At 47.9% G+C, this 23,122-nt stretch carries 22 protein-coding genes; all 22 read left to right on the forward strand.

All coding sequences use genetic code 11. The annotated features are described in order from the left end of the window. Window positions 1–550: 550 nt before the first annotated feature. Window positions 551–2,173, forward strand: coding sequence for an ABC transporter substrate-binding protein (locus tag J3A84_RS08875; RefSeq protein WP_207599661.1), 1,623 nt, complete (start codon window positions 551–553; stop codon window positions 2,171–2,173). A 116-nt stretch (window positions 2,174–2,289) separates the two neighbouring features. After that, a complete protein-coding gene (locus J3A84_RS08880) occupies window positions 2,290–3,294 on the forward strand; it encodes an ABC transporter permease (protein WP_207599662.1) in 1,005 nt (334 codons plus the stop codon). A 12-nt stretch (window positions 3,295–3,306) separates the two neighbouring features. After that, window positions 3,307–4,188, forward strand: a complete 882-nt coding sequence (locus J3A84_RS08885; protein WP_207599663.1) for an ABC transporter permease — start codon at window positions 3,307–3,309, stop codon at window positions 4,186–4,188. A gap of 14 nt (window positions 4,189–4,202) precedes the next feature. Then, window positions 4,203–5,036, forward strand: a complete 834-nt coding sequence (locus J3A84_RS08890; protein ID WP_207599664.1) for an ABC transporter ATP-binding protein — start codon at window positions 4,203–4,205, stop codon at window positions 5,034–5,036. A gap of 12 nt (window positions 5,037–5,048) precedes the next feature. Continuing rightward, complete coding sequence (locus J3A84_RS08895) at window positions 5,049–5,909, forward strand: ATP-binding cassette domain-containing protein (protein WP_207599665.1); 861 nt, start codon at window positions 5,049–5,051, stop codon at window positions 5,907–5,909. Between the two features lie 2 nt (window positions 5,910–5,911). Beyond that, on the forward strand, window positions 5,912–7,042 hold the full coding sequence (locus J3A84_RS08900) for an S-methyl thiohydantoin desulfurase domain-containing protein (protein WP_207599666.1): 1,131 nt from the start codon (window positions 5,912–5,914) through the stop codon (window positions 7,040–7,042). After that, window positions 7,020–7,964 carry a DUF1177 domain-containing protein gene (locus J3A84_RS08905; RefSeq protein ID WP_207599667.1) on the forward strand — a complete coding sequence of 315 codons (945 nt, stop codon included), beginning with the start codon at window positions 7,020–7,022 and terminating at the stop codon, window positions 7,962–7,964. Before J3A84_RS08900 ends, J3A84_RS08905 begins: the two co-directional genes overlap by 23 nt. Further along, a complete protein-coding gene (locus tag J3A84_RS08910) occupies window positions 7,961–8,632 on the forward strand; it encodes an AroM family protein (protein ID WP_207599668.1) in 672 nt (223 codons plus the stop codon). The genes J3A84_RS08905 and J3A84_RS08910 overlap by 4 nt, the downstream gene beginning before the upstream one ends. A gap of 221 nt (window positions 8,633–8,853) precedes the next feature. Then, window positions 8,854–10,542, forward strand: coding sequence for an ABC transporter substrate-binding protein (locus tag J3A84_RS08915; RefSeq protein WP_207599669.1), 1,689 nt, complete (start codon window positions 8,854–8,856; stop codon window positions 10,540–10,542). A gap of 70 nt (window positions 10,543–10,612) precedes the next feature. Continuing rightward, complete coding sequence (locus tag J3A84_RS08920; protein ID WP_207599670.1) at window positions 10,613–11,566, forward strand: ABC transporter permease; 954 nt, start codon at window positions 10,613–10,615, stop codon at window positions 11,564–11,566. A gap of 8 nt (window positions 11,567–11,574) precedes the next feature. Further along, entirely contained in the window at window positions 11,575–12,489 is a 915-nt protein-coding gene (locus J3A84_RS08925) for an ABC transporter permease (protein WP_242694108.1), read from the forward strand. Window positions 12,490–12,502: 13 nt separating this feature from the next. Then, window positions 12,503–13,516, forward strand: a complete 1,014-nt coding sequence (locus J3A84_RS08930; RefSeq protein ID WP_207599671.1) for an ABC transporter ATP-binding protein — start codon at window positions 12,503–12,505, stop codon at window positions 13,514–13,516. Then, window positions 13,516–14,547 (forward strand): ABC transporter ATP-binding protein, encoded by a 1,032-nt coding sequence (locus tag J3A84_RS08935; protein WP_207599799.1) that lies wholly within the window; start codon window positions 13,516–13,518, stop codon window positions 14,545–14,547. Before J3A84_RS08930 ends, J3A84_RS08935 begins: the two co-directional genes overlap by 1 nt. Beyond that, window positions 14,534–15,472, forward strand: a complete 939-nt coding sequence (locus tag J3A84_RS08940) for a dihydrodipicolinate synthase family protein (protein WP_207599672.1) — start codon at window positions 14,534–14,536, stop codon at window positions 15,470–15,472. The genes J3A84_RS08935 and J3A84_RS08940 overlap by 14 nt, the downstream gene beginning before the upstream one ends. Further along, the gene (locus tag J3A84_RS08945; protein ID WP_207599673.1) at window positions 15,469–17,190 is read left to right on the forward strand and encodes an FAD-dependent oxidoreductase; all 1,722 of its coding nucleotides are present in this window, start codon (window positions 15,469–15,471) and stop codon (window positions 17,188–17,190) included. Before J3A84_RS08940 ends, J3A84_RS08945 begins: the two co-directional genes overlap by 4 nt. After that, window positions 17,184–18,317: a Gfo/Idh/MocA family protein gene (locus J3A84_RS08950; RefSeq protein ID WP_207599674.1), complete on the forward strand. Its 1,134-nt coding sequence runs from the start codon at window positions 17,184–17,186 to the stop codon at window positions 18,315–18,317. The genes J3A84_RS08945 and J3A84_RS08950 overlap by 7 nt, the downstream gene beginning before the upstream one ends. A gap of 152 nt (window positions 18,318–18,469) precedes the next feature. Beyond that, window positions 18,470–19,159: an N-acetylmannosamine-6-phosphate 2-epimerase gene (locus tag J3A84_RS08955; protein WP_207599675.1), complete on the forward strand. Its 690-nt coding sequence runs from the start codon at window positions 18,470–18,472 to the stop codon at window positions 19,157–19,159. A gap of 40 nt (window positions 19,160–19,199) precedes the next feature. Then, the gene (locus J3A84_RS08960) at window positions 19,200–20,084 is read left to right on the forward strand and encodes an ROK family protein (protein ID WP_207599676.1); all 885 of its coding nucleotides are present in this window, start codon (window positions 19,200–19,202) and stop codon (window positions 20,082–20,084) included. 12 nt (window positions 20,085–20,096) lie between these two features. After that, complete coding sequence (locus J3A84_RS08965) at window positions 20,097–20,957, forward strand: MurR/RpiR family transcriptional regulator (protein ID WP_207599677.1); 861 nt, start codon at window positions 20,097–20,099, stop codon at window positions 20,955–20,957. Window positions 20,958–21,007: 50 nt separating this feature from the next. Next, a complete protein-coding gene (locus J3A84_RS08970) occupies window positions 21,008–21,469 on the forward strand; it encodes a NanQ anomerase/TabA/YiaL family protein (RefSeq protein ID WP_207599678.1) in 462 nt (153 codons plus the stop codon). A gap of 448 nt (window positions 21,470–21,917) precedes the next feature. Beyond that, window positions 21,918–22,484: a hypothetical protein gene (locus tag J3A84_RS08975; RefSeq protein ID WP_207599679.1), complete on the forward strand. Its 567-nt coding sequence runs from the start codon at window positions 21,918–21,920 to the stop codon at window positions 22,482–22,484. Next, complete coding sequence (locus tag J3A84_RS08980) at window positions 22,481–22,882, forward strand: hypothetical protein (protein ID WP_207599680.1); 402 nt, start codon at window positions 22,481–22,483, stop codon at window positions 22,880–22,882. The genes J3A84_RS08975 and J3A84_RS08980 overlap by 4 nt, the downstream gene beginning before the upstream one ends. Window positions 22,883–23,122 lie beyond the last annotated feature (240 nt).

A 23,122-nucleotide genomic window follows, 5' to 3' on the forward strand; every position in this document is an offset into this window, starting at 1 on the left:
GATATCACTATGACTTTGAACAATATATATCAATCAAAAAATTCAGAGGATTCTATTATTGTTACGTAATTTAACTACAGAACAATCTGACACGATCTGTTGCTTGAAAACAGTCATTGCTGGGGGCATCAGATAATTTTCTGACAAAATAATCGTTTTCACTGAGAAGGGTATCCTTTACATGCGGACAAATGTGTTTATATGTGATTTTCAGAAAAGCGAATTGCACAAATGTGTTTTCTGGTTAAAATTTTAATCAAATTATAAAAAGCATCATACTGATGAGCGTGAATGAATATAGAGAGACTTTTGTGTATGTTGATAATTTAGCAAAATATAGACTCTATTATTATAAAATAATCATAAATAATTCTGTAATTTGCCTATGCAATCATAAAACAGCATGATATAATCGAAAATATTAAAATTTGAGCATCAAACAATCTGACGTATTATGAATGATTGATGAACGTGAATCTATAATATTTCAGAAAGTTTCTGTTTAAAATTACAAATCACTTAATCTAATTTGAAAACGGGAGGAAAACAAATGAAAAAGAAGAAAATATCAAAATTGTTCGCTGGCATTCTTGTATCCGCACTCCTTGCTGCCTGCGGCAGCAGCGCCGCAGAGACACCAGATCCTCAAGCAGCAGTATCGGGTGCAGGAAAAGAGGTCTTCCAGTATATTGCGCAGCAGCTCGTAGGCACCATTGATCCAGCTCAGATCAAGGATGAGACGGAAGTCATTGCCGCCATCAATCTTTATGATCCTCTTTTCTATCCCGATGTGGAAAACAGTTCCATGTCACCAGTACCTTTCGTGGCAGAATCCTATAAGGTGGATGATACTGCAAAAATCTACACCATAACCATCAGAGACGGCATCAAGTTCCAGAGCGGAAATCAGCTGACCGCAGAAGATGTGGCCTACACCATGGAAAGAATGATTGCCATAAACAAAGGTAATGCATGGCTGTGGAGTGATGTACTGGAGAAAGTGGAAGCAACCGATGAAAAAACAGTGGAATTTACCTTGAATAATCCATATGCGCCATTTATCTCCACACTCACACAGCTGTTTATTATAGATTCCCAGCTTCTCAAGGACAATCAGGCTGAGGGGGAGTTTGGTGACCAGGGCGATTTCGGCATGGCCTATATCGCCGAGAACAGTGCGGGTTCAGGTCCCTATAAGCTGGTGAACTGGGACAGACAGTCCTTCCTGGAATTCGAAGCTTTCGAAGACTACTGGAGAGGATGGAAGGAAGGGCAGCTGAAGAAAGTGAAGATGCTGACCATCACAGAGGAGTCTACAGTGAAAACACTTCTGGTTTCGGGGGAAGCGGACATGATTCATCAGTGGCTTTCCGTATCTGCCTATGAAGAACTGAAAGGGCAAAGTGGAGTCGTTGTGGAAGAAGATCCTAGTGCGAAACTGCAGTACTTTCCAATGAACATGCAGAAAGCACCGACAGATGATAAGAACGTCAGAAAAGCCATAGCCCTTGCCATTGATTATACAACTGCTCTTGAAGATATCCTGGGCAATAGTGCAGCAGCAGCTGGAGCCGTTCCGGTCATTGTGCCTGGGGCAAGCAAAGCAGTACTGCCAGTAAGTCAGGATCTTGAAGCGGCGAAGGCCGCTCTAGCGAAATCAGGCTATGCCGGACAGCCCATAAAAGTGTCTTTCATGTACCTGGGAGATACAGCGCAGCAGAGGCAGTTTGCACAGCTTTTCGCAGCAAATCTTGCGGAAATCGGGATTGAGGTGGAACAGACACCAGTGAACTGGGCACAGGTCGCAGAAGCAGCAGTTTCTCCTGAGACCACAGCCAACATCACCGTGATCTCAGACAGCCTGAAGTATCCACATGTGGACAGCCATACCTATGGAATCTATCATTCTTCCGCGAAAGGGTCTTATAGAACCATGAGCTGGTTCAGCGATCCGGTGGTGGACGAAATACTGGTGAATGCCAGAAAAGCAGCCACAGAAGAAGAGCAGATGGCTTTATACGAAGAGTCCCAGAACCTCGTAACAGCAGAATATCCTGCCATCTATATGGCAAACCCTACACACTATATCGCTTACGGAGACCATGTGGAAGGGTATGAGTTTGTTGGACTCATGGGTTATGATGTTGCATTCTACAGTCTCTCCGTAAAGTAACACAGCTTCCATTAATCAATAGAAAATCTGTCTTTGAAAGCGAAGATGTTTCATCTTTGCTTTCATTTACTCATAATCCGTAATCCGATTGAACAATTCAACAAGGAGGAAATCCGATGAAGAAATACTTGCTAAAAAGAATACTGGGGATCCTGCCGGCACTCATCGGGCTGTCGGTGCTGATTTTTCTGCTCACAAGGCTGATGCCGGGAGATTCCATCAGACTGGCCGCAGGAACAGACGCCACACAGGCGCAGATTGAAGCCCTTCGCGAGGAGATGGGTCTGAATAAACCTCTGTTTGTTCAGTATATCGACTATATGAAGGGTCTTTTCACGGGAGACTGGGGATACTCCCTTCGCACGAAGCGAAACGTGTTCCTGGACATCGGCGATACATTCGCCGCCACATTCGAACTGAGCCTTTTGGGCATGATCTTCGCTGTGGTCATCGGAGTTCCACTGGGGGTCCTCGCGGCAGTTAGAAACAACCGCTTTTCCGATCAGCTGATCCGTCTCACATCCCTTTCAGGCATCGCCATTCCCAGGTTTTTCCTTGCCATTCTCCTTCAGTTCGTCTTCGCCTATCTTCTGGGATGGTTTCCCGTCATAGGCAGAGGAGACATGGTGCCAGCAGACATCACGGGGCTTCGGCTTCTCGACAGTCTTCTGACACTGAATGGCCAGGCCTTTGCAGACAGCTTCCGTCATATTCTGCTTCCTGCTCTGGCTCTGTCCGTCGCTTCAGCAGCACAGATCATGAGACTGACCCGAACCAACATGATGGAACAGCTCAGCAAAGAGTATATTGTAGCGGCCTATTCCTACGGACTGCCGAAAAATCTCATATTCAACAGATACATGCTGAAAAATGCATTCATCTCCGTGCTGACAACCATAGGCATGCAGTTCAGCTCACTGATTGGAAGCGCATTTCTCGTGGAGACGGTGTTCGGATGGCCAGGAATGGCTTCTTACAGCATCGCTGGTCTTATGTATAAGGATTATAACGCCATCATCGGCGTGACACTGGTCATCGGTGCAATTTTCGCCATATCCAATCTTCTGGTGGACATCGCATACGGCATCATAGATCCCCAGATCAGACTGGGGAAAGCGTAAGGAGGAGAAAAAATGGAAAACATCATCGAGCAGACATCAGAAATGAACCATTCAAGCAGAAAGAAGATGAGAAAGAGATTCTTCCGAAACAAGATGACCATTGTGGGGCTTATCATTGTTACCGTCGTGGTGCTTCTTGCGCTCTTAGCTGAATTCATTGTGCCTTACCCTGATGCCAATACCATAGCGGTGAATTTCAAGGAAATGAACAAAGCGCCCAGCGCGCTGCACTTTTTCGGTACCGATGAAATCGGACGGGACGTTCTCAGTAGAACCATCTACGGTGCCAGGTATTCTCTTATGATGGCTGCAGTGGTACTCAGCATTGCGGTAGTCATCGGCGTTCCCCTGGGGCTTCTGGCTGGATATCATGGAGGCTTTGTGAATTCCGTCATCATGCGTATCACGGATATCTTTCTGGCCATTCCATCACTCATTCTTGCACTGACGGTGGCGGCGATCTTAGAGCCCAGTCTCATGAACTCCATGATCGCCATCTCTTTCGGATGGTGGCCCTGGTTTACAAGACTCACCCAGGCGGAAACCTTAAAGATCAAGAATGAGCAGTTCATTATTTCTTCGGAAGGGATCGGTGCCAGTGCGACGCGCATCATGTTCAAGGAAATTCTTCCAAACTGCCTGCCAACCATCATCGTTAAGATTTCCACAGATATCGGATTCGTCATACTCACCGGCGCAAGTCTTGGATTTCTCGGCCTAGGCGCACAGCCACCGACACCGGAATGGGGCACCATGATTTCCGAAGCGAGAGTGTATCTCCCCAGTATCTGGTGGTCTTCTGTATTTCCAGGTCTTGCGATTCTTGTGACCATTCTAGGGTTCAGTTTTCTGGGGGATGGAATCAGAGATGCTTTTGACGTGCGATCCCAGTAAGGAGGTTAGAACCAATGGAAAAAGAAAGACTGCTTGAAATCAACAATCTCTCCGTCAGTTTCAAGACCGACGAAGGGGTCATATCAACCATCGATCAGGTGAACATTCATGTAAACGAAGGAGAAATCATCACGCTGGTGGGAGAGTCCGGAAGCGGGAAATCCGTGACCATGCGTTCTGTCATGAGGCTGATTGCCACACCGCCAGCTGTTTATACGGGTGGAGAAATCCTCTACAGGGGCAAGGATATACTGAAGTCCTCGGAGGAGGAGATCAGAAAGCTTCGCGGAAGCGAGATCTCCATGATCTTTCAGGATCCCATGACAGCCCTGAATCCTGTATTCACCATCGGAAAGCAGATGGAGAACATCTATCTGTATCAGGGTCAGAAAAGCACCTATGCAAAACTGCCTAGAAGCAGAAAGGTTATGAAAATGGAAGCGAAGGAGCGTGCGGTGGAACTGTTTGAAAAGATGAGTCTGCCGAATCCGGAAAGACTGCTGCACATGTATCCCTTTGAACTTTCCGGTGGCATGAAGCAGCGTGTCATCATCGCCATGGCACTGATCAAGACGCCCAGACTGCTTCTGGCAGATGAACCCGGCACATCCCTGGATGTGACGGTTCAGGCCAGCATCAATGCGGAACTGAAAAGACTGGTGCAGGAGGAGAAGATATCCATGATTTTCATCACGCATAATCTGGGAGTCGCCAAACAGATCGGCGAGAGAACCTATGTGATGAAGCACGGACAGGTGGTGGAAGAAGGAAAAAGCGAGGACGTGTTCCTGCGCCCTCAGGTGGAGTACACCAGAAAACTTCTGGATGCTCTGCCAAGGATAATATGAAGGAGGTGCAGTATGAAAGAACCAATGATTGAATTTCAGAATGTGCAGAAATTTTTCCAGCTGTCTCAGAATGGATTCGGACGCACCAGGACCATGGTGAAAGCAGTGAATGAGGTGAGTTTTACCGTGCCACGGGGTCAGACATTTGCCGTGATCGGAGAATCCGGGTCAGGAAAGACCACCATGGCGAAAATGCTCATGAAATTTGAAGACCTGACAGGAGGGTTGATTCGAGTCGATGGACAGGACATCAGCAAGATCAAGGGGAAGGAAGCTCTGAAGGCCTACAGAAGAAAAGTGCAGATTGTACATCAGGATCCCACCTCTTCTCTGAACCCGCGAAAAACCATAAAGGAAATCATTGAAGAACCACTGATTGTCCATGGCATGGGCACCAGAAGCGAGAGACTGCAAAGGGTCAGAGAACTGATTCAGGTCGTGGATCTGCCCTTGTCCTATCTGGATCGGTATCCGCATATGCTGAGCGGGGGACAGAAGCAGCGTGTAGGAATAGCCAGAGCCATAGCGCTGAACTCCAAGCTCATCATTCTGGATGAGCCGACTTCTGCACTGGACGTATCTGTACAGAGTAAAGTCATGGATCTTCTGAAGAAGATTCAAAAAGAGTTTCAGCTCACCTATTTCTTCATCACCCATGATCTCGCACTGGTGAAAAACTTTGCGGATTATGTGATCATCATGGAAAAAGGAGCTCTGGTGGAAGAGGGGAAAACGGAGCAGCTGTTTCACAATCCTCGGAATCTCTATACAAAGAATCTGCTGAAAGCGATTCCTGTCATCGGAGAAGAGGAGCAGAGATTTCTGGACCGGATTCAGATCGAGGATACGACCTATTCAATTCAAGGAGGCTGAAAATGAAGCTAAACAAAGAAAACATAGAAGCTCTGGCTCTTGGTGGACTCATTCTGGGGGCAGGCGGAGGTGGGTCCTCTGAAATGGGAAAGGCAACGGGACTGGAGTCCCTCACCTATGGCGAGCCCATCATGATGAAAGCCTCTGAGCTGAATGAGGATGACATCGTCGTGACAATCTCAGGCGTAGGTTCACCAGCTTCCACGCAAGCCTATGTGGAAAATGAATACTACAACCGCATTCTGGAAGAACTGACCAAGGAACTGGGGAAAAGACCTGCCGCCTTAATCCCCAGTGAAATGGGCGGTGCATCCTCCTTTGGGCCCTTCATCGCCTCGGCGATCAATGGGATTCCCATTCTGGATGCTGCCTGCAATGGGAGAGCGCATCCCTTAGGAACCATGGGTTCCATGGGGCTCCATGAGAAAAGGGGATATCAGACGATCCAGGTGGCCATGGGTGGTGATCCGACGAAGGACAGGTTCATCAGAATGACTGCATCTGGCAGTGTAGGAAACACGGCATCCCTTGTTCTTTCCGCAGCCATCCGCGCAGGAGGACTAGTAGCAGTGGCAAGAAATCCTGTTCCGGCAAGTTATGTGAAAGAACATGCCGCCATAGGCTGCTACAGCCAGTCGCTTTCGATCGGAAAGGCGTTTCTTTCAGGCAGGACACCGGATGAGAAAATCGGGAAGGTGCTGGAAGTTCTTAATGGACGAATCATACGAGCGGGAAAGATTTTAGGGTATACACTGGAGACACGGAGCGGACTGGATGTGGGCTGGTTTACCATGGAAGGGGAGACTGAACTGAAAGTATGGTTCTGGAATGAATATATGGCCATAGAGGAAGATGGGAAAAGAATACATACTTTTCCGGATTTCATGATGACCTTTGAAAAAGAGGAAGGGACTCCCCTGACCACCGCAAACATAAGAGACGGGATTGAAGTGGTGCTGGTTGCAGCGGATCGGAAAAACCTCTTGCTCGGAGCTGGCATGCATGAAGCATCCGGGTATCGTGCAGTGGAAGAGGCACTGGGTATTCCTGTCTTGCCTTATGTAAGAGATCTGATCCAAGACGCAAATGAAGATACAAGGAGGAAAATACATGTTAATGAAGCAGATACTTGAGGTCTATGATATTCTGGACAGTCCTTCCGCCAGTGGAGAAGCAGTGCGGGACTATCTTCTTTCGGTGAAACCGGATGCAGATGTTGAGACCTATAAACTGGAAGGTCCCAAGGGGTCCACAGACATGCTGAAAGTGAGGGTTCCGGGTCGAAACGGAAAATCAGGAGGAGGCACTGCGCCCACCATCGGACTTCTGGGAAGGCTTGGCGGTCTTGGTGCAAGACCGGAGCAAATCGGATTTGTTTCCGATGGAGACGGCGCTCTGGCGGCCATCGCAGTGGCGGCAAAACTTCTTGATATGCAGAAGAAGGGAGATCTTCTGGATGGGGATGTATTCATCTCCACCCATATCTGTCCCGATGCACCCACCGAGCCTCATAAACCGGTTCCTTTTATGGGGTCTCCTGTGGAGATGGCCCAGGTGAACAAAGAAGAGGTGTCGCCTGAGCTGGATGCGGTGCTTTCCGTGGATACGACAAAAGGCAACAGAGTCATCAACACCAACGGATTTGCGATCTCTCCAACTGTGAAAAGCGGTTATATTCTCAAGGTGTCAGAGGATCTGCTCAGCATCATGCAGACAACAACGGGTTGCCTGCCTCATGTTTTTCCTCTTTCCACCCAGGATATTACGCCCTATGGCAATGAACTCTATCACCTGAACAGCATCCTGCAGCCAGCCACAGCTACAGAGGCTCCGGTGGTGGGCGTTGCGATCACGACGGAAATGATGGTGGCAGGCAGTGCAACCGGTGCAAGCCACTTTGGCCACTGCGAGTCCGCCGCAAGATTTATGCTGGAAGTGGCAAAGTACTACGGCAGAGGAGAGGTTCACTTCTATGATGCGTCGGAGTTTGAGAGAATCGAGAAGCTCTATGGTTCCATGAAGCACCTTCAGACCCTCGGAAAAGACGTGTCATGAAAATAGGCGCCATCACCGTAGGACAGTCGCCTCGAACAGATGTGACGCCGGATCTGTACCCGATTTTAGGAGAGAAGGTGGAAATCCTGGAAAAGGGAGCGCTGGATGGTCTCACCGATGAGGAGATTCAGGCTTTCCAGCCGGAAGAGGGAGACTATGTACTGGTGTCAAGACTCCGCGATGGAAGATCCGTCACCTTTGCGGAAAAGCACATCCTGTCAAGAATCCAGACTCAGATCACAAGTCTTCAGGAAGAGGGGGTGGAGCTGATCCTGTTCTTATGCTCCGGAAACTTTCCGGTGGCGTTTCAAGCGTCCATCCCGCTGCTTTTTCCAAAGGAGCTTCTTGGAGCCCTTGTCCCGTTATTCACGGTGAAAAGCCATATTACGGTACTTGTCCCATCAGAGCTCCAGATCCTGCAGGCCAGTGAGCGGTGGAGAAAGCTTGTGGATAAGGTGGATGTGATTTCCGCCTCTCCCTATAAGGGAATCGAAGAGATTCATCGGGTGAAAGAGCAGGTGAAAGCATCCCGGGGAGATCTCATTGTTCTGGACTGTATCGGATATACACAGGAGATGAAAGAGTATCTCGGCGCCACAGTGAGGAAAAAGGTGATTCTTCCTCGTACACTGGCAGCCAGAATCATTACTGAAATTACAGACCGGTAAATGGAGCGAGGAGATTCCTGCAAGGATCCTTCTCTGATTGTCAGATAACAAATAAAAAGGCGAATTAAAACGTTTTTAGAAAAAATTTCCAAAAAATATATTTTTTTGGAAATTTTTTCGTTTTTCTATTGAAGTTCACGTTTTCATATGGTAAATTGAGTGTAATAGTTTACAAGTTATTCACAAGAATGAAGTAAACAATAAGATCAAGGGGGAAAACAATGAAAAAAGTAGTAAGTCTTTTACTGGCATCCATGATGATGCTTGGTGTATTAGCAGGATGCTCCAGCAATGAAGATCCGGCCGAAACACCAGAAACACCTGGCGCAGAAACACCGGGGGAAACTCCAGAAGAACCTGCTGAAGGTGGCGTAATATACTCCAATGGGGGGCCAATTGAATTTTTCGAACATCCATGGCTGAATCCTGGTTCCTTCCTTTACAACAAGACACTGTTTGATCATCTGATTGTTGCAGATGAGAACCTGAATCCTGAAGAAGGACAGCTTGCAGCAGACTACAACATTTCCGAAGATGGTATGAATCTTGAATTCAACCTGAAGGAAGACCTCTTCTGGCACGATGGCGAAGCCATCACAGCAGATGATGTCAAGGAATCCATCGAATATGCACTGAAGATCTCCGGTCTGAATGCAGTATTCGCTTCCACCTTCAACGCCATCAAGGGCGCAGAAGAGTTCGTGGCAGGAACAGCAGATGAAATTGCTGGAATCGTGGTGGATGGAAACAACATCAAGATCGAATTCGCGAAACTTGCACCAGATGCACTGCTCACCTTCACACAGTTTGCACCACTGCCAATGAAGCATTTTGAAGGAGAAGATCCTCTGAACTTCCAGCAGTCCGCATTCTGGCAGAGCCCAGTAGGTAGTGGACCATTCATGGTGGAGGAAGTGAAGCTGAACGAGTACACCACCCTGAAGCCCTTCGACAAGTACCATGCAGGAGCACCAAGCTTCAGCATCTACCTGACACCAAGCCCTGGGGACTCCGATCCGAACCTTGTGACCAATGCACAGGCCGGCATGGTGGACTACGCCTTCACAAAGAGCGTAGAAGCAGCCAACAGCCTGAAGGAAGTGGAAGGACTCAATGTGACACAGGTAGACATCCGTTACACCAGACTTTTCTATCCAAACAAGTTCCCTAAGGCAGATGGAACCCCATCACCTTTAGCGGATGCAAAAGTAAGACAGGCCATCGCTTATGCCATCGACATGGCAGCCATCGCAGAGAACCTCTTCAAGGGTGCTGCAGTACCAGCGAACTCCCTGTCACCAAACGAAGCAACCAAGGCAACAGGCCTGAACGACTATGACTACAACCCAGAGAAAGCAAAGGAACTTCTTGCAGAAGCGAACTGGGATGAAGATTATGAACTGGATGTCGTGTACTACTACACAGACCAGCAGACCGTAGACTTCATGGCAGCCATCCAGTCCTACCTGAAAGATGTAGGCATCAAGATGAACTTCAGACTTCTTGAAGGAGATCTCGGATCCCTCCTATGGACACCACCAGCGGATCCAGTAAACGGACCAAGCGCAGTGGAATGGGACCTTGCTTATGCAGCAAACGCTGCACTGTCTCTGCATGAATACTATGACAGATACCAGACAGGTTCCTCCTCCAACTCCCATACACCAAGCGATCCAAAGCTTGACGAGCTGATCGAGGCAACCAACTCCACATTCGATACCGATGAAATCGTTGCTGCATTCCAGGAACTTCAGAAGTATGAGAATGAAACACTGTTCACCATTCCACTATACTATCAGCCAACATTCGTCATCGAATCTGATAAGATCGTGAAGGGTGCTCCAGCATACGGAAATCCTCAGTTCAACTACAACTGGGAAATCCAGAATTGGGAAGTCAAAGCAGACTAAAGATAAGTAGAGAATCTTATAGGATATAGCTGTGGTTCTCCACAGCTATATTTATTGAAAGGAGAATACCATGTTTTCATATGTTATCAGAAGGATCCTGTCTCTGATTCCCATGATCTTCATCATAACCTTCCTGATCTATTTCGGTCTGGAACTGACACCAGGAGACGCTGTTTCCCACCTTATTCCACCGGATGCACTGGCAAACGTCAGTCCCGAGCAGCTGGAGGCGGTGAGAGAATCCTTCGGCCTCAATGACCCTTTTCTTGTTCGTTACTTCAGATGGCTTGGAGAAATGCTCCAGGGGAACTTCGGTTTCAGTATTTCCTCCGGTGTGAGCATTTCGGAAATCGTCATGAGAAACCTGTCCTCCACCATCGAGCTGTCCGTAGCGGCGCTCTTCATCTCCACGGTCCTTGGCAGTATACTGGGTCTTCTCAGTGCACTGAAAAAAGGAACCCTGGCAGACAATGTGCTTACCGTGGCAGGTATGATCGGTGTGTCCATTCCGCAGTTCTTCTTCGGACTGGTGTGTATTCTGCTCTTCGTACTGAAGTGGAGAATCTTCCCCATCAGGCTTCTTCCCCATCAGACCTCCTTCGTGGATGAGATGAAAGTCCTCTTTCTTCCCGCCATGGTCCTTGGCATCTCCCTTACTGCAGGTGTCATGAGATATACAAGAAGCAGTATGCTGGACGCCCTGAATAAAGACTACATCAAGACGGCAAGAAGCAAGGGACTTTCCGAATGGAGAGTGAACCTGGTACACGGATTCAGAGTGGCCCTCACACCTGTGGTGGTTCTCATCGGATTCAGACTGCCCATGCTCATCGGTGGTTCCGTGGTCATTGAAAGCATTTTCCAGAGACAGGGCATCGGAAGCACCTTCGTCACAGCGGTGCGTGGACAGAACTATCCCCTGGTCATGATGATTGCACTCTTCAGCGTCATCGCAGTGCTTGTATCAAGTTTTGTGGTGGATATCCTGACAGCGGCACTGGACCCTCGAGTAAAGTTAGAATAGGTGATGAGATGATAAGCAGAAAATTAGATAGAAAATTTGACCGAATCCTTGAAAGAGAAGAGAAGGGGCTAAACGGCGGTAAAACCATGAACCGTTCTCTTAGAAAATTCCTGAAGAACAGACTGGCCATCGTGGGTGTCGTGCTCTTTGCACTGATCCTTCTGGCGTCCATCTTCGCACCGCTTCTCACAAGCTACGACCCGCTGGGGGTCGACATGTCTTCGGTGCTAGAGGCGCCTTCGAGGGAACACATTCTGGGAACGGATAAGATCGGAAGAGACATCTTCTCAAGAGTCCTCTACGGGGGAAGAATCTCCATTCTGGTAGGACTTGGAAGCGCTCTGGGCGCAGCCTTCATTGGCGTCCTTCTTGGGGCCTATGCTGGCTATAAGGGCGGAAAGATCGATAAGTTCATCTTAAGAGTGTCCGAAATCTTCATGTCCTTCCCTCAGATTGTACTGGTTCTTCTTCTTGTGACCATTCTGGGACAGAGTCTGACGAATCTTCTCATCATCTTCATCCTTACAGGGTGGGGAAGCGTATACCGTATGACCAGAGCAAGAATGCTCTCCATCAGAGAAGAAGAATACGTGCAGGCATTAAGAGCTTTCGGACTCAATGACTTCATTGTGGCCTACAAGCATATGCTCCCCAATGCCATTGGACCGATTCTTGTCAACATCACCCTGTCCACCGCCATGTTCATCCTGGAAGAGGCCGCATTGTCCTTCCTGGGATTGGGTGTGCCACTGGAAATCGCCACCTGGGGAAATATCCTAAACGCTGCCCAGGACCAGTCCGTGCTTCTGAACAACTGGTGGATCTGGCTCCCAGTGGGTGTCGTCATATCCCTGTTCGTCATGGCCGTGAACTTCATGGGCGATGGCCTGAGAGATTCCACAGACCCCACACAGCAAGGGTAGAAGGAGGTAAATTATGGAAAAAGAAACAAGAGAAAATGATGTCATCTTAAGAGTAAAAGACCTGAAGACCTTCTTTTACACCAACAATCGATGCAACCGCGCCATCAACGGCGTTTCCTTCGACATCAGAAAAGGAAAGACCTTAAGTATTGTAGGAGAATCGGGATGCGGCAAGAGCGTGACTGCTTCCTCCATCATGCAGCTGCTGCCCGAACTCTCCAGAATCGAAGAAGGGGAAATCACCTATTTCTCCAGCGACGGAGAAGTGAACATAGAGAAGCTTCCGAAGAACGGAAAGAAGATGAGAAGCCTTCGAGGCTCCGACATCGCCATGATCTTCCAGGATCCCATGACGGCGCTGAATCCTGTGTACACCATCGGCTTCCAGATCGTGGAAAACCTTAGAGCGCATATGAACATGTCAAGAAAAGACGCGAAGAAAAGAGCCGTGGAACTGCTGGCCCAGATGGGCATTCCCAATCCGGAGCAGAGAGTCAACGAGTATCCCCATCAGTTCTCCGGCGGAATGAGACAGCGTGCCATGATCGCCATGGCCATGAGCTGCAACCCCAAAGTGCTCATCGCCGATGAGCCCACCACGGCGCTGGATGTGACCATCCAGGCACAGATCTTCGAGCTCATGATGAAGCTGAAGGAAGATTTTGATACCGCAATACTACTCATCACCCATGACATGGGTGTGGTGAATGAGGTATCTGATGATATGGCCGTCATGTATATGGGCAACATCGTGGAAAGCGGAGAGACCAGAGATGTCATAAAGCATCCCGCTCATCCATACACCAAGGCCCTGCTCCAGTCCATTCCGATTCTCGGAAAAGGACGCAATCAGGATCTGGAACCCATCCGAGGATCAACACCGGATCCCTACAACAGACCCGTAGGCTGTCAGTTCAGAGACCGCTGCGACTACATGACCGAGAAATGCGGTGAAATGCCACCGGAAGAAATGGTCTCAGAAGACCATATGGTAAGATGCTGGCATTGGAAAGAGGTGCTGAAATGATGAAGAAAGAAAGAGAAGTATTACTGAGCCTTAATAATGTGAAGACCTACTTCCCCGTGAAGAAAGGCGTCATGAAAAAGACCGTGGGATACGTCAAAGCCGTGGATGACATCTCCATCGATGTGTACAAGGGAGAAACCCTTGGCCTGGTGGGAGAATCCGGATGCGGAAAGACCACCCTTGGAAAATCCATTCTGCAGCTGGTACCAGCCACGGACGGAGAAATGAACTACAACTTCGACGGCGATGTGAAGGACCTCCGAACCCTTGACAGAAAGAGCCTGGATGCGGCCAGAAAGAGAATGCAGATTGTCTTCCAGGACCCGCACTCCTCCCTGAATCCGTCCTTCACCATCTATCAGTCTCTCTCTGACCCTCTGAAGAAGTTCGGAGTGGAGAAGAAGGAAGACCGAAGAAAGATCATCGGTGATCTGTTGGAAGCCGTGAATATGAGAGCGGAGTACATGGACCGGTATCCCCATGAGTTCTCCGGCGGACAGAGACAGAGAATCGGCATCGCCAGAGCCCTCAGCGTCAATCCGGAGCTCATCGTCTGCGATGAGGCCGTAAGCGCACTGGATGTATCCATCCAGGCCCAGGTGCTGAACCTTCTGAAGAAGCTGAAGGAAGAAAGAGACCTGACCTACATCTTCATCACCCATGACCTTTCCGTGGTGGAATACATCAGTGACCGCATCGCGGTGATGTACCTGGGAAGAATTGTGGAACTGGCTGAAGCGGACGAGCTCTACAAGAACAAGCTTCATCCCTATACCCAGGCGCTCCTCTCTGCCATCTTCGTGGCTGAGCCGGACAGAAAGACCAATAGAATCATTCTGGAAGGGGATGTGCCAAGCCCCATGAACCCACCTTCAGGATGTTCCTTCCATCCACGATGCAGCTACTGCATGGATGTGTGCAAAGTGGAAAGACCAGCCCTCAAGAAATATGAAATAGACGGAACCGATCACTATGTGGCCTGCCACATGGTAGAACAGAAGAAAGAAGGAAAATATAATGGCGAAATTTAACTTTAAAGAAATCACAGGTGTCATCCCAGCGCTTCTGACCCCCTTCGACAAGGACGAGAATCTGGACGAGAAGGGCCTAAGAGCCCTCATCGCGAAGCTTCTTCAGGACGGTGTGCATGGACTGTATCTCACCGGCTCCACAGGAGAAGGCTTCCTCATGAGCCAGGAAGAGAGAAAGCAGGCGGTGGAAATCGCCATGGACGAAGTGGCAGGAAGAGTTCCAGTCATCGTTCATGTAGGCGCCATCTCCACAAGACTGTCTCTGGAGCTGACCCATCACGCCGCAGAAGCGGGAGCGGATGCCATCTCCTCCGTACCGCCTTTCTACTACAGATTCGCTGAAAAGGAAATCATCGAATACTACAGAGAACTGGCAGCAGCCACAGAGCTTCCCATGATCGTGTACAACATTCCCCTGGCAGGACTCATGGGCTATGACACCATCTTAAAGCTGGCAAAGCTTCCAAACGTCATCGGCATCAAGTATACCGCCACCAGCCACTTTGAGATCACAAGGCTCAAGAGTGATGTGGGAGAAGACTTCATGATCTATTCCGGTGCCGATGAAATGGCCCTGTCAGGTCTTCTGGCCGGAGCAGACGGCATCATCGGTTCCACCTACAATGCCATTCCCGACACATTCATGGACCTGTACAGTGCCTACACGGAAGGTAGACAGGAAGAAGCCAGAGACATCATGAAGGAAGCCGTGGCCGTGATCATGCAGATGCTCTCCTATGGCAGCCTCATGGCGGTATTAAAGGCCATCAGCAGATGGAGAGGTGCCGATGCGGGTTATGTGAGAAAGCCTTTCACAAACTTCAGTCTGGAAGAAGAAGAGGCCATGAAGAAGGACTTCCTTGCACTGAATGACAAGATGAACTTTAAGCACGTGGGCTTCATCGCGGAGCTGGCGAAGAAATGATCATGGAGAAACAGCCGGATACAGATGTTCTAGTCATAGGATCAGGCATCGCCGGTCTATCTGCCGCCATCTATGCGGCGAAAAACGGAACTCGTGTCACTTTAAGTGCTTCCGTGAATCTCTTTTCCGGTTCCACGTTTTTCCCCGGAACCTGGGGATTCGGCCTGGTGGGACCGGAAAACGAGAAAGACGAGAAAGACCTGATTGAAACCATCGAAAGACTCGGACAGGGTGTAACAAGCAAGCACCTGGTGGAGACCTTTGTGAGAAACCTCAATGAGAGCGTGGATCTTCTGGAGAAGATGGGCATCACCCTGGAGAAGCCATCAGAAGAAGCGAAGGGTCAGAAGGAGTACATTCCCTGCTTTGACCACAAGCACCGCAGATGGAGAGGTCTCACCAAGAAGAATCTTCTGGAGACCCTGCCGAAGATTCTGAAGGACCTGGGCATCCGCCTCCTTCCTGACTTCGAAGTTATTGAGCTTCTGAAGGAAGGGGAAAGGGTCACAGGGGCAGTGGGCATCCGTGAAGGAAAAACCATGGAAAGGATTCAGGCGAAAGCCGTGATCCTTGCAACAGGAGGCCTCGGAGGGCTCTACAGCTATAAACTCACAACCGATGACGTCAATGGAAGCGGTGTGGGTCTTGCTCTTCGGGCAGGAGCCAGTGCCATCAACATGGAGTTCATGCAGATCATGCTGGGCTTCGTGAAACCGGGATTCAAAACCGTCCACAACGAGAAGACCTTCTTCGCCTCACAGTTTCACACAAAAGAGGGAAGAAACCTGCTCGAGGAAAGACTGCCGGAAGGACTCACCCAAGAGGAAGTGCTCCGTGCCAGATCCCTTCACGGTCCCTTTTCCAGTGAAACTGTCAGCAGATACCTGGACCTGTCGGTCCATGAGGAGATCACAAAAAACAATCTTCCCGGTGTCCCCATGACCTATGATCTGGAAAAACTGAAGGAACCGGCGGAATTTGTGAAGACCTACTTCCGCTGGCTGAAGGAAGAGAAGCATGTCAGTATGGAAGAGGAGATATTAATCGCTCCCTTCATGCATGCATCCAATGGCGGCCTCTTCATCAGTGAAGAGGCGAAGACCCCTGTCCCAGGCCTTTTTGCTGCAGGTGAATGCACCGGCGGCATGCATGGCGCAGACCGCATCGGTGGACTGTCCACAGCCAATGGCATCGTCTTCGGGAAAATCGCCGGAGAAAAGGCAGCCCTGTATTGCAGCACAATAGAAGAAACTGAAACAAAAGAATCGGATCTACTGTTCAGACTGCAGACAACAGAGGAACCTGCAGAAAAGCTGAAAGAGATGAGAAAAATCATGTATCAGCATGCCTTTCTGAAACTGGAAGAAGAAAGCATCCGGTATGCAAGAAACTCCTGGGAAGAGATTCATTTCGAAGAAATGAACATTGGACAGGAGAAAGAGACCATGGGAATAAAAGAGCCTGAGATCAAGCACATCCGAGACAGCTACAGGCTGCTGAACGGAAAAGCGGCAGCTTCGGCGCTGCTCACCGTGCAGCTCATGAGAAAAGAGAGCAGAGGATCCTTCTACAGATCTGATTATCCGGTGAAGGACGAGGCGCATTTCAGAATGCCCCTTATGGTACGGCTCACGGAAAAGAAGAATGAAAAGATGGAAGAGCGGCTCTTTGAAGTCATGGTGGAGAAACCGGGAAGAGAGGAAGAGATAAAATGGTGAGAATCGGAATTGCTGGCATCGGCCAGATCGCGGAAGACTATATTTCTCTTTTTGCCGAGGGAAAGATCATAGAAGGAAAGATCACGGCCCTTTCCTCCAGAAACCAGGACAGAGTGAAAAGTATCATAGATGCCTACGATCTGGAAGAGGTCAGGACCTTCACCTCCCTGGAGGACATGCTGAAGGAGGATGCAGTGGATGCGGTGATCATCACAACGCCCCATACGCTGCACCCCACCATGGCAGAGCTGGCTTTAAATCGCGGAAAACACGTACTGGTGGACAAGCCTCTGGGCATCAAAGCCTCGGAGCTCACTGAACTTGTAAGGCTTGCGAAAGAGAAATCCCATCTGGTATCGGCTGTGATGCTGAACAGGCGAAGCAGCGACCTCTACCAGAAAGTGAAGGACATTGCAGAAAGTGGCCAGCTGGGCGAGCTTCGGCGGGCACTCTGGCAGATCACCAATCTCTACCGGACCTACGCCTACTATGGCACCAGCACCTGGAGAGGAAGCTATCTCACGGAAGGGGGAGGCGTGCTCATGAACCAGGCGGTGCATCAGCTGGATCTTCTTCTGTGGATCATCGGGATGCCAGAGAAGGCCCATGCTTTCATGAAGGAAGGCTTTCACCGGCCTATGACCACAGAGAACGATGTGATCCTGAACCTGTTCTATGAAAGCGGTGCCTCTGCCACGTTTCTGGCCTCCACCCATGAAAGCCCCGGAACCAACAGACTGGAGCTGTCCTTCGATAAGGGGCAGATGGTGGTGGAAGAGGACAGGGTCCTGACCGTAAGAAGACTGTCTGAATGCGAAGAGGACTTCGCGAAGAAGGAAAGCAGCTATTTCACTCATGTGCCCTGTGAAGTGGAGCAGTTTGAAATCCCTGTAACATCCAACAAGGTGGAGCAGGCCAGAACCATCAATAACTTCATTGCGAGCATCCTCGGTAAGGAAAAGATCCTGGCTTCTTTTGAAGAAGGCCTGAAGAGCGTTCAAGTGATCAACAGCGCCTACCTGTCCGCCTGGTCCGAGAAGACCGTGGATCTGGACTTTCTCCAGGAGGAATACGATCAGTACTGGGAAAGAAAGCTGGCACAGCAAGATCAAGACAACAGAAGATAAAGAAAGACCATACAGAAACTGAAGAAGAGGGGAAGCACAAGGGAACCTATGCTCCTGCTCGTAGTCCATAGGTCCTGTGCTTTTTGAGAGAGTACATGAGCATGACGAAATCTAGAAAGAGGAGGATGACTCATCAAGAGTCATAGACGAATATGAAGAGTAAAGAAGAAATACTTGAATCCATAAAGGGAGGTCTGGTGGTATCCTGTCAGGCTCTTCCGGAAGAGCCGCTTCACAGCTCCTACATCATGGGCAGAATGGCCTATGCGGCCTTTGAGGGCGGTGCCATCGGCATCCGTGCCAACACGGTGGAAGACATACAGGAAATCAGAAGAACCGTGGATCTTCCTATTATAGGGATCATCAAGAAAGTCTACGGAGACTGTCCCGTGTTCATCACACCGACCATGGTGGAAATCGATGCCCTGGCGGAAGAAGGCGTTGAGATCATCGCTCTGGATGCCACAGAAAGAGTAAGACCCGACGGGAAGCTCATCGAAGAAGTGTTTCCTGAAATCAGAAGAAAATATCCCGACCAGATCTTCATGGCGGACTGCGCCACCTATGAGGATGCAAAAAAGGCAGTAGAGCTTGGCTTTGACTGCATCGGAAGCACCCTGGCAGGCTATACGGAAGAGTCTAAAGAGAGAAGTCTTCCGGACTTTGATCTCATTGGGAGAATGGTCACAGATTTCGATGTACCCGTCATTGCAGAGGGAGGCATCTCCACTCCACAAGAGCTGAAGAAGGTTATGGACCTGGGTGTCCATGCGGCGGTGGTAGGCTCTGCCATCACAAGACCTCTGGAAATCACAAAGAAATTCGTCAGTGTAGTGAAATAGTTTGCATATTCCCTTATAATAAAAAGCAGGTGGTGATTCTATGAAAATCCTTTGCGCCGATATCGGTGGTACATCCATCAAGGCAGCGATCATTGAAGAGACAGGAAATACAATTGAATTTAAGGAAGCGCCCACGGAAAGCGCCCTGGGCGGAAGCCATGTGATGGAGAATCTCATCCGGCTTCTCCGAAGCTATGAAGAAGAGTACGAGGCCGTCGGCATCTCCACGGCCGGACAGGTGGACAGCGTGAAGGGGGAGATCATCTATGCCAATGAGAACATTCCCGGCTATACGGGGATGAAGGTGAAAGCCATGCTGGAAGAGGAATTCTCCCTGCCTGTAAGGGTGGAGAATGATGTGAACTGTGCAGCCCTCGGAGAAGCCTGGTTCGGGTCCGGAAAAGAATCCACGGATCTCATCTGCCTGACCTATGGGACAGGCATCGGCGGGTCCATCATCATGGATCGAAAGGTCTATGGAGGCGAGAGCGGCATCGCCGGAGAATTCGGCCATATGGTCATTCATCCGGGCGGAAGAGACTGCAACTGCGGAAAGAAAGGCTGCTATGAATCCTATGCTTCCGCAAGGGTTCTGGTGAAGGAAGCCATGAAGATGGATCCAGGCTGCGACAATGGCAGAAAGCTCTTCCAGAGAATCCAGGAAGGCGATGTGCTCATGACAGAACTTCTGGATGCCTGGGCCAAGGAAGTGTCCTATGGCCTGGTGAACATCATCCATATCTTCAATCCGGCACTGATTGTTCTAGGCGGTGGGGTTCTGGAACAGGACCTGGCCTTTGAAGCCATCAGGAAGCACACCTTCAGTCAGATCATGAACAGCTTCAAAAATGTGCGGCTTGTGAAGGCATCCCTTGGGAACAAGGCAGGATTACTTGGCGCAGCATCTCTTTTTCTAAACAGTTAATGGGGGAATATGATGAATAATGTAGACGTATTTGACCGTATCAGCACCTTGTACAATTCGTTCACCAAATCGGAAAAAAGACTGGCGGACTATATCCTGAAAGAGCGGGACCAGATCATGTTCATGTCCATCACGGAACTGGCAGAAAAGTCCAAAGTGGGCGAGTCCGGCATCTTCCGGTTCTGCAAGAATCTGGGACTGAAGGGCTATCAGGAGTTTAAGATTTCTGTGGCCCAGAGCATCAATTCCGAGGAGAATGACACCACAAGAAACATCGATACGGAGATTCTTTTAAACGATAGTCTGGAAGTACTGGCCGGCAAGGTGAAGCAGACCAATATCAGTGCCCTGGACCAGACCTATAATCTGCTGGATTATGAGGATCTGGACAAGGCGGTGGAGAAGATCATCACGGCGGATAGAATCCGGTTTTTCGGCATCGGTTCCTCGCTCATCACGGCCATGGAAGGGCAGAACAAGTTTCTTCGTGTAACCAATAAAGCGGAAGTCATCATCGACAGTCACTTTCAGGTCATGACGGCAGCCCAGATGAACGAGAAAGAAGTGGCGATTATCATTTCCTACTCCGGTCAGACCAAGGACTCCATTGAAGTGGCCAGGATGGCCAAGGAATCCGGAGCCTTCGTCATTGCCATCACCAGATTCTCCAAGTCGCCTATGACCGCCTACGCGGACGTGACGCTTCTGTGCGGAGCCAATGAGGGGCCTCTTCAGGGTGGTTCTCTTTCGGCGAAGATCTCCCAGTTGTATCTTCTGGATGTGCTCTACTTCGAGTATTTCAAGAAGACCTTCGAGGTTTCCAAGGAGAACAAGGAAAAGACCGCCAGAGCTGTCGCGGACAAGCTGGTATAGAACGTAGTAAAAGTGAAACGAATAACAGAAGAAAAGCGAGGATAAAAGAGATGATAACAGATCGTCTGGAGAACCTGACAAGATACCGTTTTGAAGATCCCAATATGGAAGAAGCCAGAAAGTTTCTTCTGACCTTCGATGTGATGAGTCTGGAGCGAAAAAGACATGACATCAAAGGGGATGAGATCTTCATGAATCACAGAGATGCGATGCAGATTCCACTTACAGAGGCGCGCTTCGAAGCCCATGAGAGGTATGTAGATATCCACATCACTCTGAAAGGCACGGATTTCATCCGAACCACGGAAAAGAGAAATCTTGTGCATACAACAGAGTATGACAGGGAGAATGATTTCATCCTGGGAGACTATGATGGTGCCCATTATACAGACAGCTACATCGGAGAAGGCTCCTTCGGAATCTATTTTCCTGAAGATGCGCATCTGGTGAATGCATCCCCAGGTGAACTTCAGAATGTGGAGAAGTTCATCGTGAAGGTGAAAATCAGATAGTTAAAAAAGAAGATCATCTTTATGATCCTTTAGCGGGGATTATGAAGATGGTCTTTTATTATGCTAAAGAAGATGTGAGGGTCACCATGAATGATGGAGCGGTTATATAGCCATTGTATACATCATGGTCTATAAGATTCTTGAGAGGCTCCATCTTAACTTTACAGCAAGAAATTATTTTGTGGCTGTAATGGACGAATGTTTTATATCTGGCTGTTCATATGAATTTATTAAGCGAATAGAAGTTCTTAATAAACAATAATGTAATTCACCTCATTAATGTAGATAAAATAATTCTTTATCAGATCTTTTGATATAGTGGAAGTCAAATTATAATAGAGTATATTTAATTATTTAGAAACTATGATATTATTAATACAAAAGATAAGATATCACATATATTTCTAAGAATTAGAATTATATTGATGTTGAATGAAACGAGGGAAATATGGAAATTAATAATGTGAAAATCGAAATTTCAGAGGAAATGCAGAAAGCTTTAGCAGAAATAGTAAGATGTGATATAGATGATTTGAGCGTAAAGCTTTCAAAAGTTGCATCGGCAGCAACTCAAGAATATGTAAAAATGATAATTGGAGAGAAAATATTTACTCGTGGTTCAGATATTAGAGAATATAGACTTTATTTATTGATTATTAATTATTTTGATGGAATTATTCCGGATGAGAGTACAATTTCAACCCTCTTTCAAACAACAAATTCTGAGAGTAAATCATTGTTAAGATCAACGCTGGCTAAATATCATTTTCTTCTAAAGCAGCCGATTAATGAGACTATCATTAAAATACTAAGTAGAATAAAACCAAAAGGAGATGAGAGTTTTTATGTCATAAAGAATATTCCAATTAATATGATAGATGAAATGAATAAGATAGTCAGTGAAATCGATGGGTCTCATGACCAAATTCGAAAACAGAGGGGAACGTTACAGGGGTATGAGATACCAAAAGCAACATATGATGAATTAATGAAATTTTTGGGGGTAACTAAATGAATGACATAGTTGCTGTTTTCGGTATATTATTAGCGGTATACACCTATATTGATTCACTCTATAGAAACGCCATTAATGCAATACTTGATGAAAAAGGATCACCCAAGGCTGCCAATAATGTATCACTTAGAAAAAAATTGAAGGATGAAAGGAATTATAAGGCAACACCACTGCTTATATTTTCTGCTTTGGTCCTATTGATGATGCTACCAGACACTTTGCGAATAATTAGTAAGTCAGCAAGAGGAATCTTCGTGGATAGTAGTTATGTTTACTCGATCAGTTCTGCGACTATAATATTTGTATTTTTTGTCTTTATCTATTGGTTTATAATCGATGTAAAGTTAATCTTAGATATTAATATGAAATTAGAAAACCTATCAAAAGATAGAGGATAGTCAAAGTGACAAACCAACATAATAACCTTATTTAATCATAATGCTAATATAAAGCGTGAATAAATGCTCAGCATTTATTAAACTAGTATCAACTTAAATCCGCGGTGCTCTTTAGACGGATTATCACATAACTATTATCATATTTAAAAATTATCGTTGATAATATCACAAAAATTTTCAGAATTATTGAACTGAGAGCATAATAGTGATATCATTGTACACAAGGAAACGGTTACATGA

Source organism: Proteiniclasticum aestuarii, assembly GCF_017368455.1.
GTDB lineage: Bacteria > Bacillota > Clostridia > Clostridiales > Clostridiaceae > Proteiniclasticum > Proteiniclasticum aestuarii.

Coding starts and splice junctions, on each gene's coding strand:
- J3A84_RS08875 (WP_207599661.1), top strand. CDS start 551: ATGAAAAAGAAGAAAATATCAAAATTGTTCGCTGGCATTCTTGTATCC.
- J3A84_RS08880 (WP_207599662.1), top strand. CDS start 2,290: ATGAAGAAATACTTGCTAAAAAGAATACTGGGGATCCTGCCGGCACTC.
- J3A84_RS08885 (WP_207599663.1), top strand. CDS start 3,307: ATGGAAAACATCATCGAGCAGACATCAGAAATGAACCATTCAAGCAGA.
- J3A84_RS08890 (WP_207599664.1), top strand. CDS start 4,203: ATGGAAAAAGAAAGACTGCTTGAAATCAACAATCTCTCCGTCAGTTTC.
- J3A84_RS08895 (WP_207599665.1), top strand. CDS start 5,049: ATGAAAGAACCAATGATTGAATTTCAGAATGTGCAGAAATTTTTCCAG.
- J3A84_RS08900 (WP_207599666.1), top strand. CDS start 5,912: ATGAAGCTAAACAAAGAAAACATAGAAGCTCTGGCTCTTGGTGGACTC.
- J3A84_RS08905 (WP_207599667.1), top strand. CDS start 7,020: ATGTTAATGAAGCAGATACTTGAGGTCTATGATATTCTGGACAGTCCT.
- J3A84_RS08910 (WP_207599668.1), top strand. CDS start 7,961: ATGAAAATAGGCGCCATCACCGTAGGACAGTCGCCTCGAACAGATGTG.
- J3A84_RS08915 (WP_207599669.1), top strand. CDS start 8,854: ATGAAAAAAGTAGTAAGTCTTTTACTGGCATCCATGATGATGCTTGGT.
- J3A84_RS08920 (WP_207599670.1), top strand. CDS start 10,613: ATGTTTTCATATGTTATCAGAAGGATCCTGTCTCTGATTCCCATGATC.
- J3A84_RS08925 (WP_242694108.1), top strand. CDS start 11,575: ATGATAAGCAGAAAATTAGATAGAAAATTTGACCGAATCCTTGAAAGA.
- J3A84_RS08930 (WP_207599671.1), top strand. CDS start 12,503: ATGGAAAAAGAAACAAGAGAAAATGATGTCATCTTAAGAGTAAAAGAC.
- J3A84_RS08935 (WP_207599799.1), top strand. CDS start 13,516: ATGAAGAAAGAAAGAGAAGTATTACTGAGCCTTAATAATGTGAAGACC.
- J3A84_RS08940 (WP_207599672.1), top strand. CDS start 14,534: ATGGCGAAATTTAACTTTAAAGAAATCACAGGTGTCATCCCAGCGCTT.
- J3A84_RS08945 (WP_207599673.1), top strand. CDS start 15,469: ATGATCATGGAGAAACAGCCGGATACAGATGTTCTAGTCATAGGATCA.
- J3A84_RS08950 (WP_207599674.1), top strand. CDS start 17,184: ATGGTGAGAATCGGAATTGCTGGCATCGGCCAGATCGCGGAAGACTAT.
- J3A84_RS08955 (WP_207599675.1), top strand. CDS start 18,470: ATGAAGAGTAAAGAAGAAATACTTGAATCCATAAAGGGAGGTCTGGTG.
- J3A84_RS08960 (WP_207599676.1), top strand. CDS start 19,200: ATGAAAATCCTTTGCGCCGATATCGGTGGTACATCCATCAAGGCAGCG.
- J3A84_RS08965 (WP_207599677.1), top strand. CDS start 20,097: ATGAATAATGTAGACGTATTTGACCGTATCAGCACCTTGTACAATTCG.
- J3A84_RS08970 (WP_207599678.1), top strand. CDS start 21,008: ATGATAACAGATCGTCTGGAGAACCTGACAAGATACCGTTTTGAAGAT.
- J3A84_RS08975 (WP_207599679.1), top strand. CDS start 21,918: ATGGAAATTAATAATGTGAAAATCGAAATTTCAGAGGAAATGCAGAAA.
- J3A84_RS08980 (WP_207599680.1), top strand. CDS start 22,481: ATGAATGACATAGTTGCTGTTTTCGGTATATTATTAGCGGTATACACC.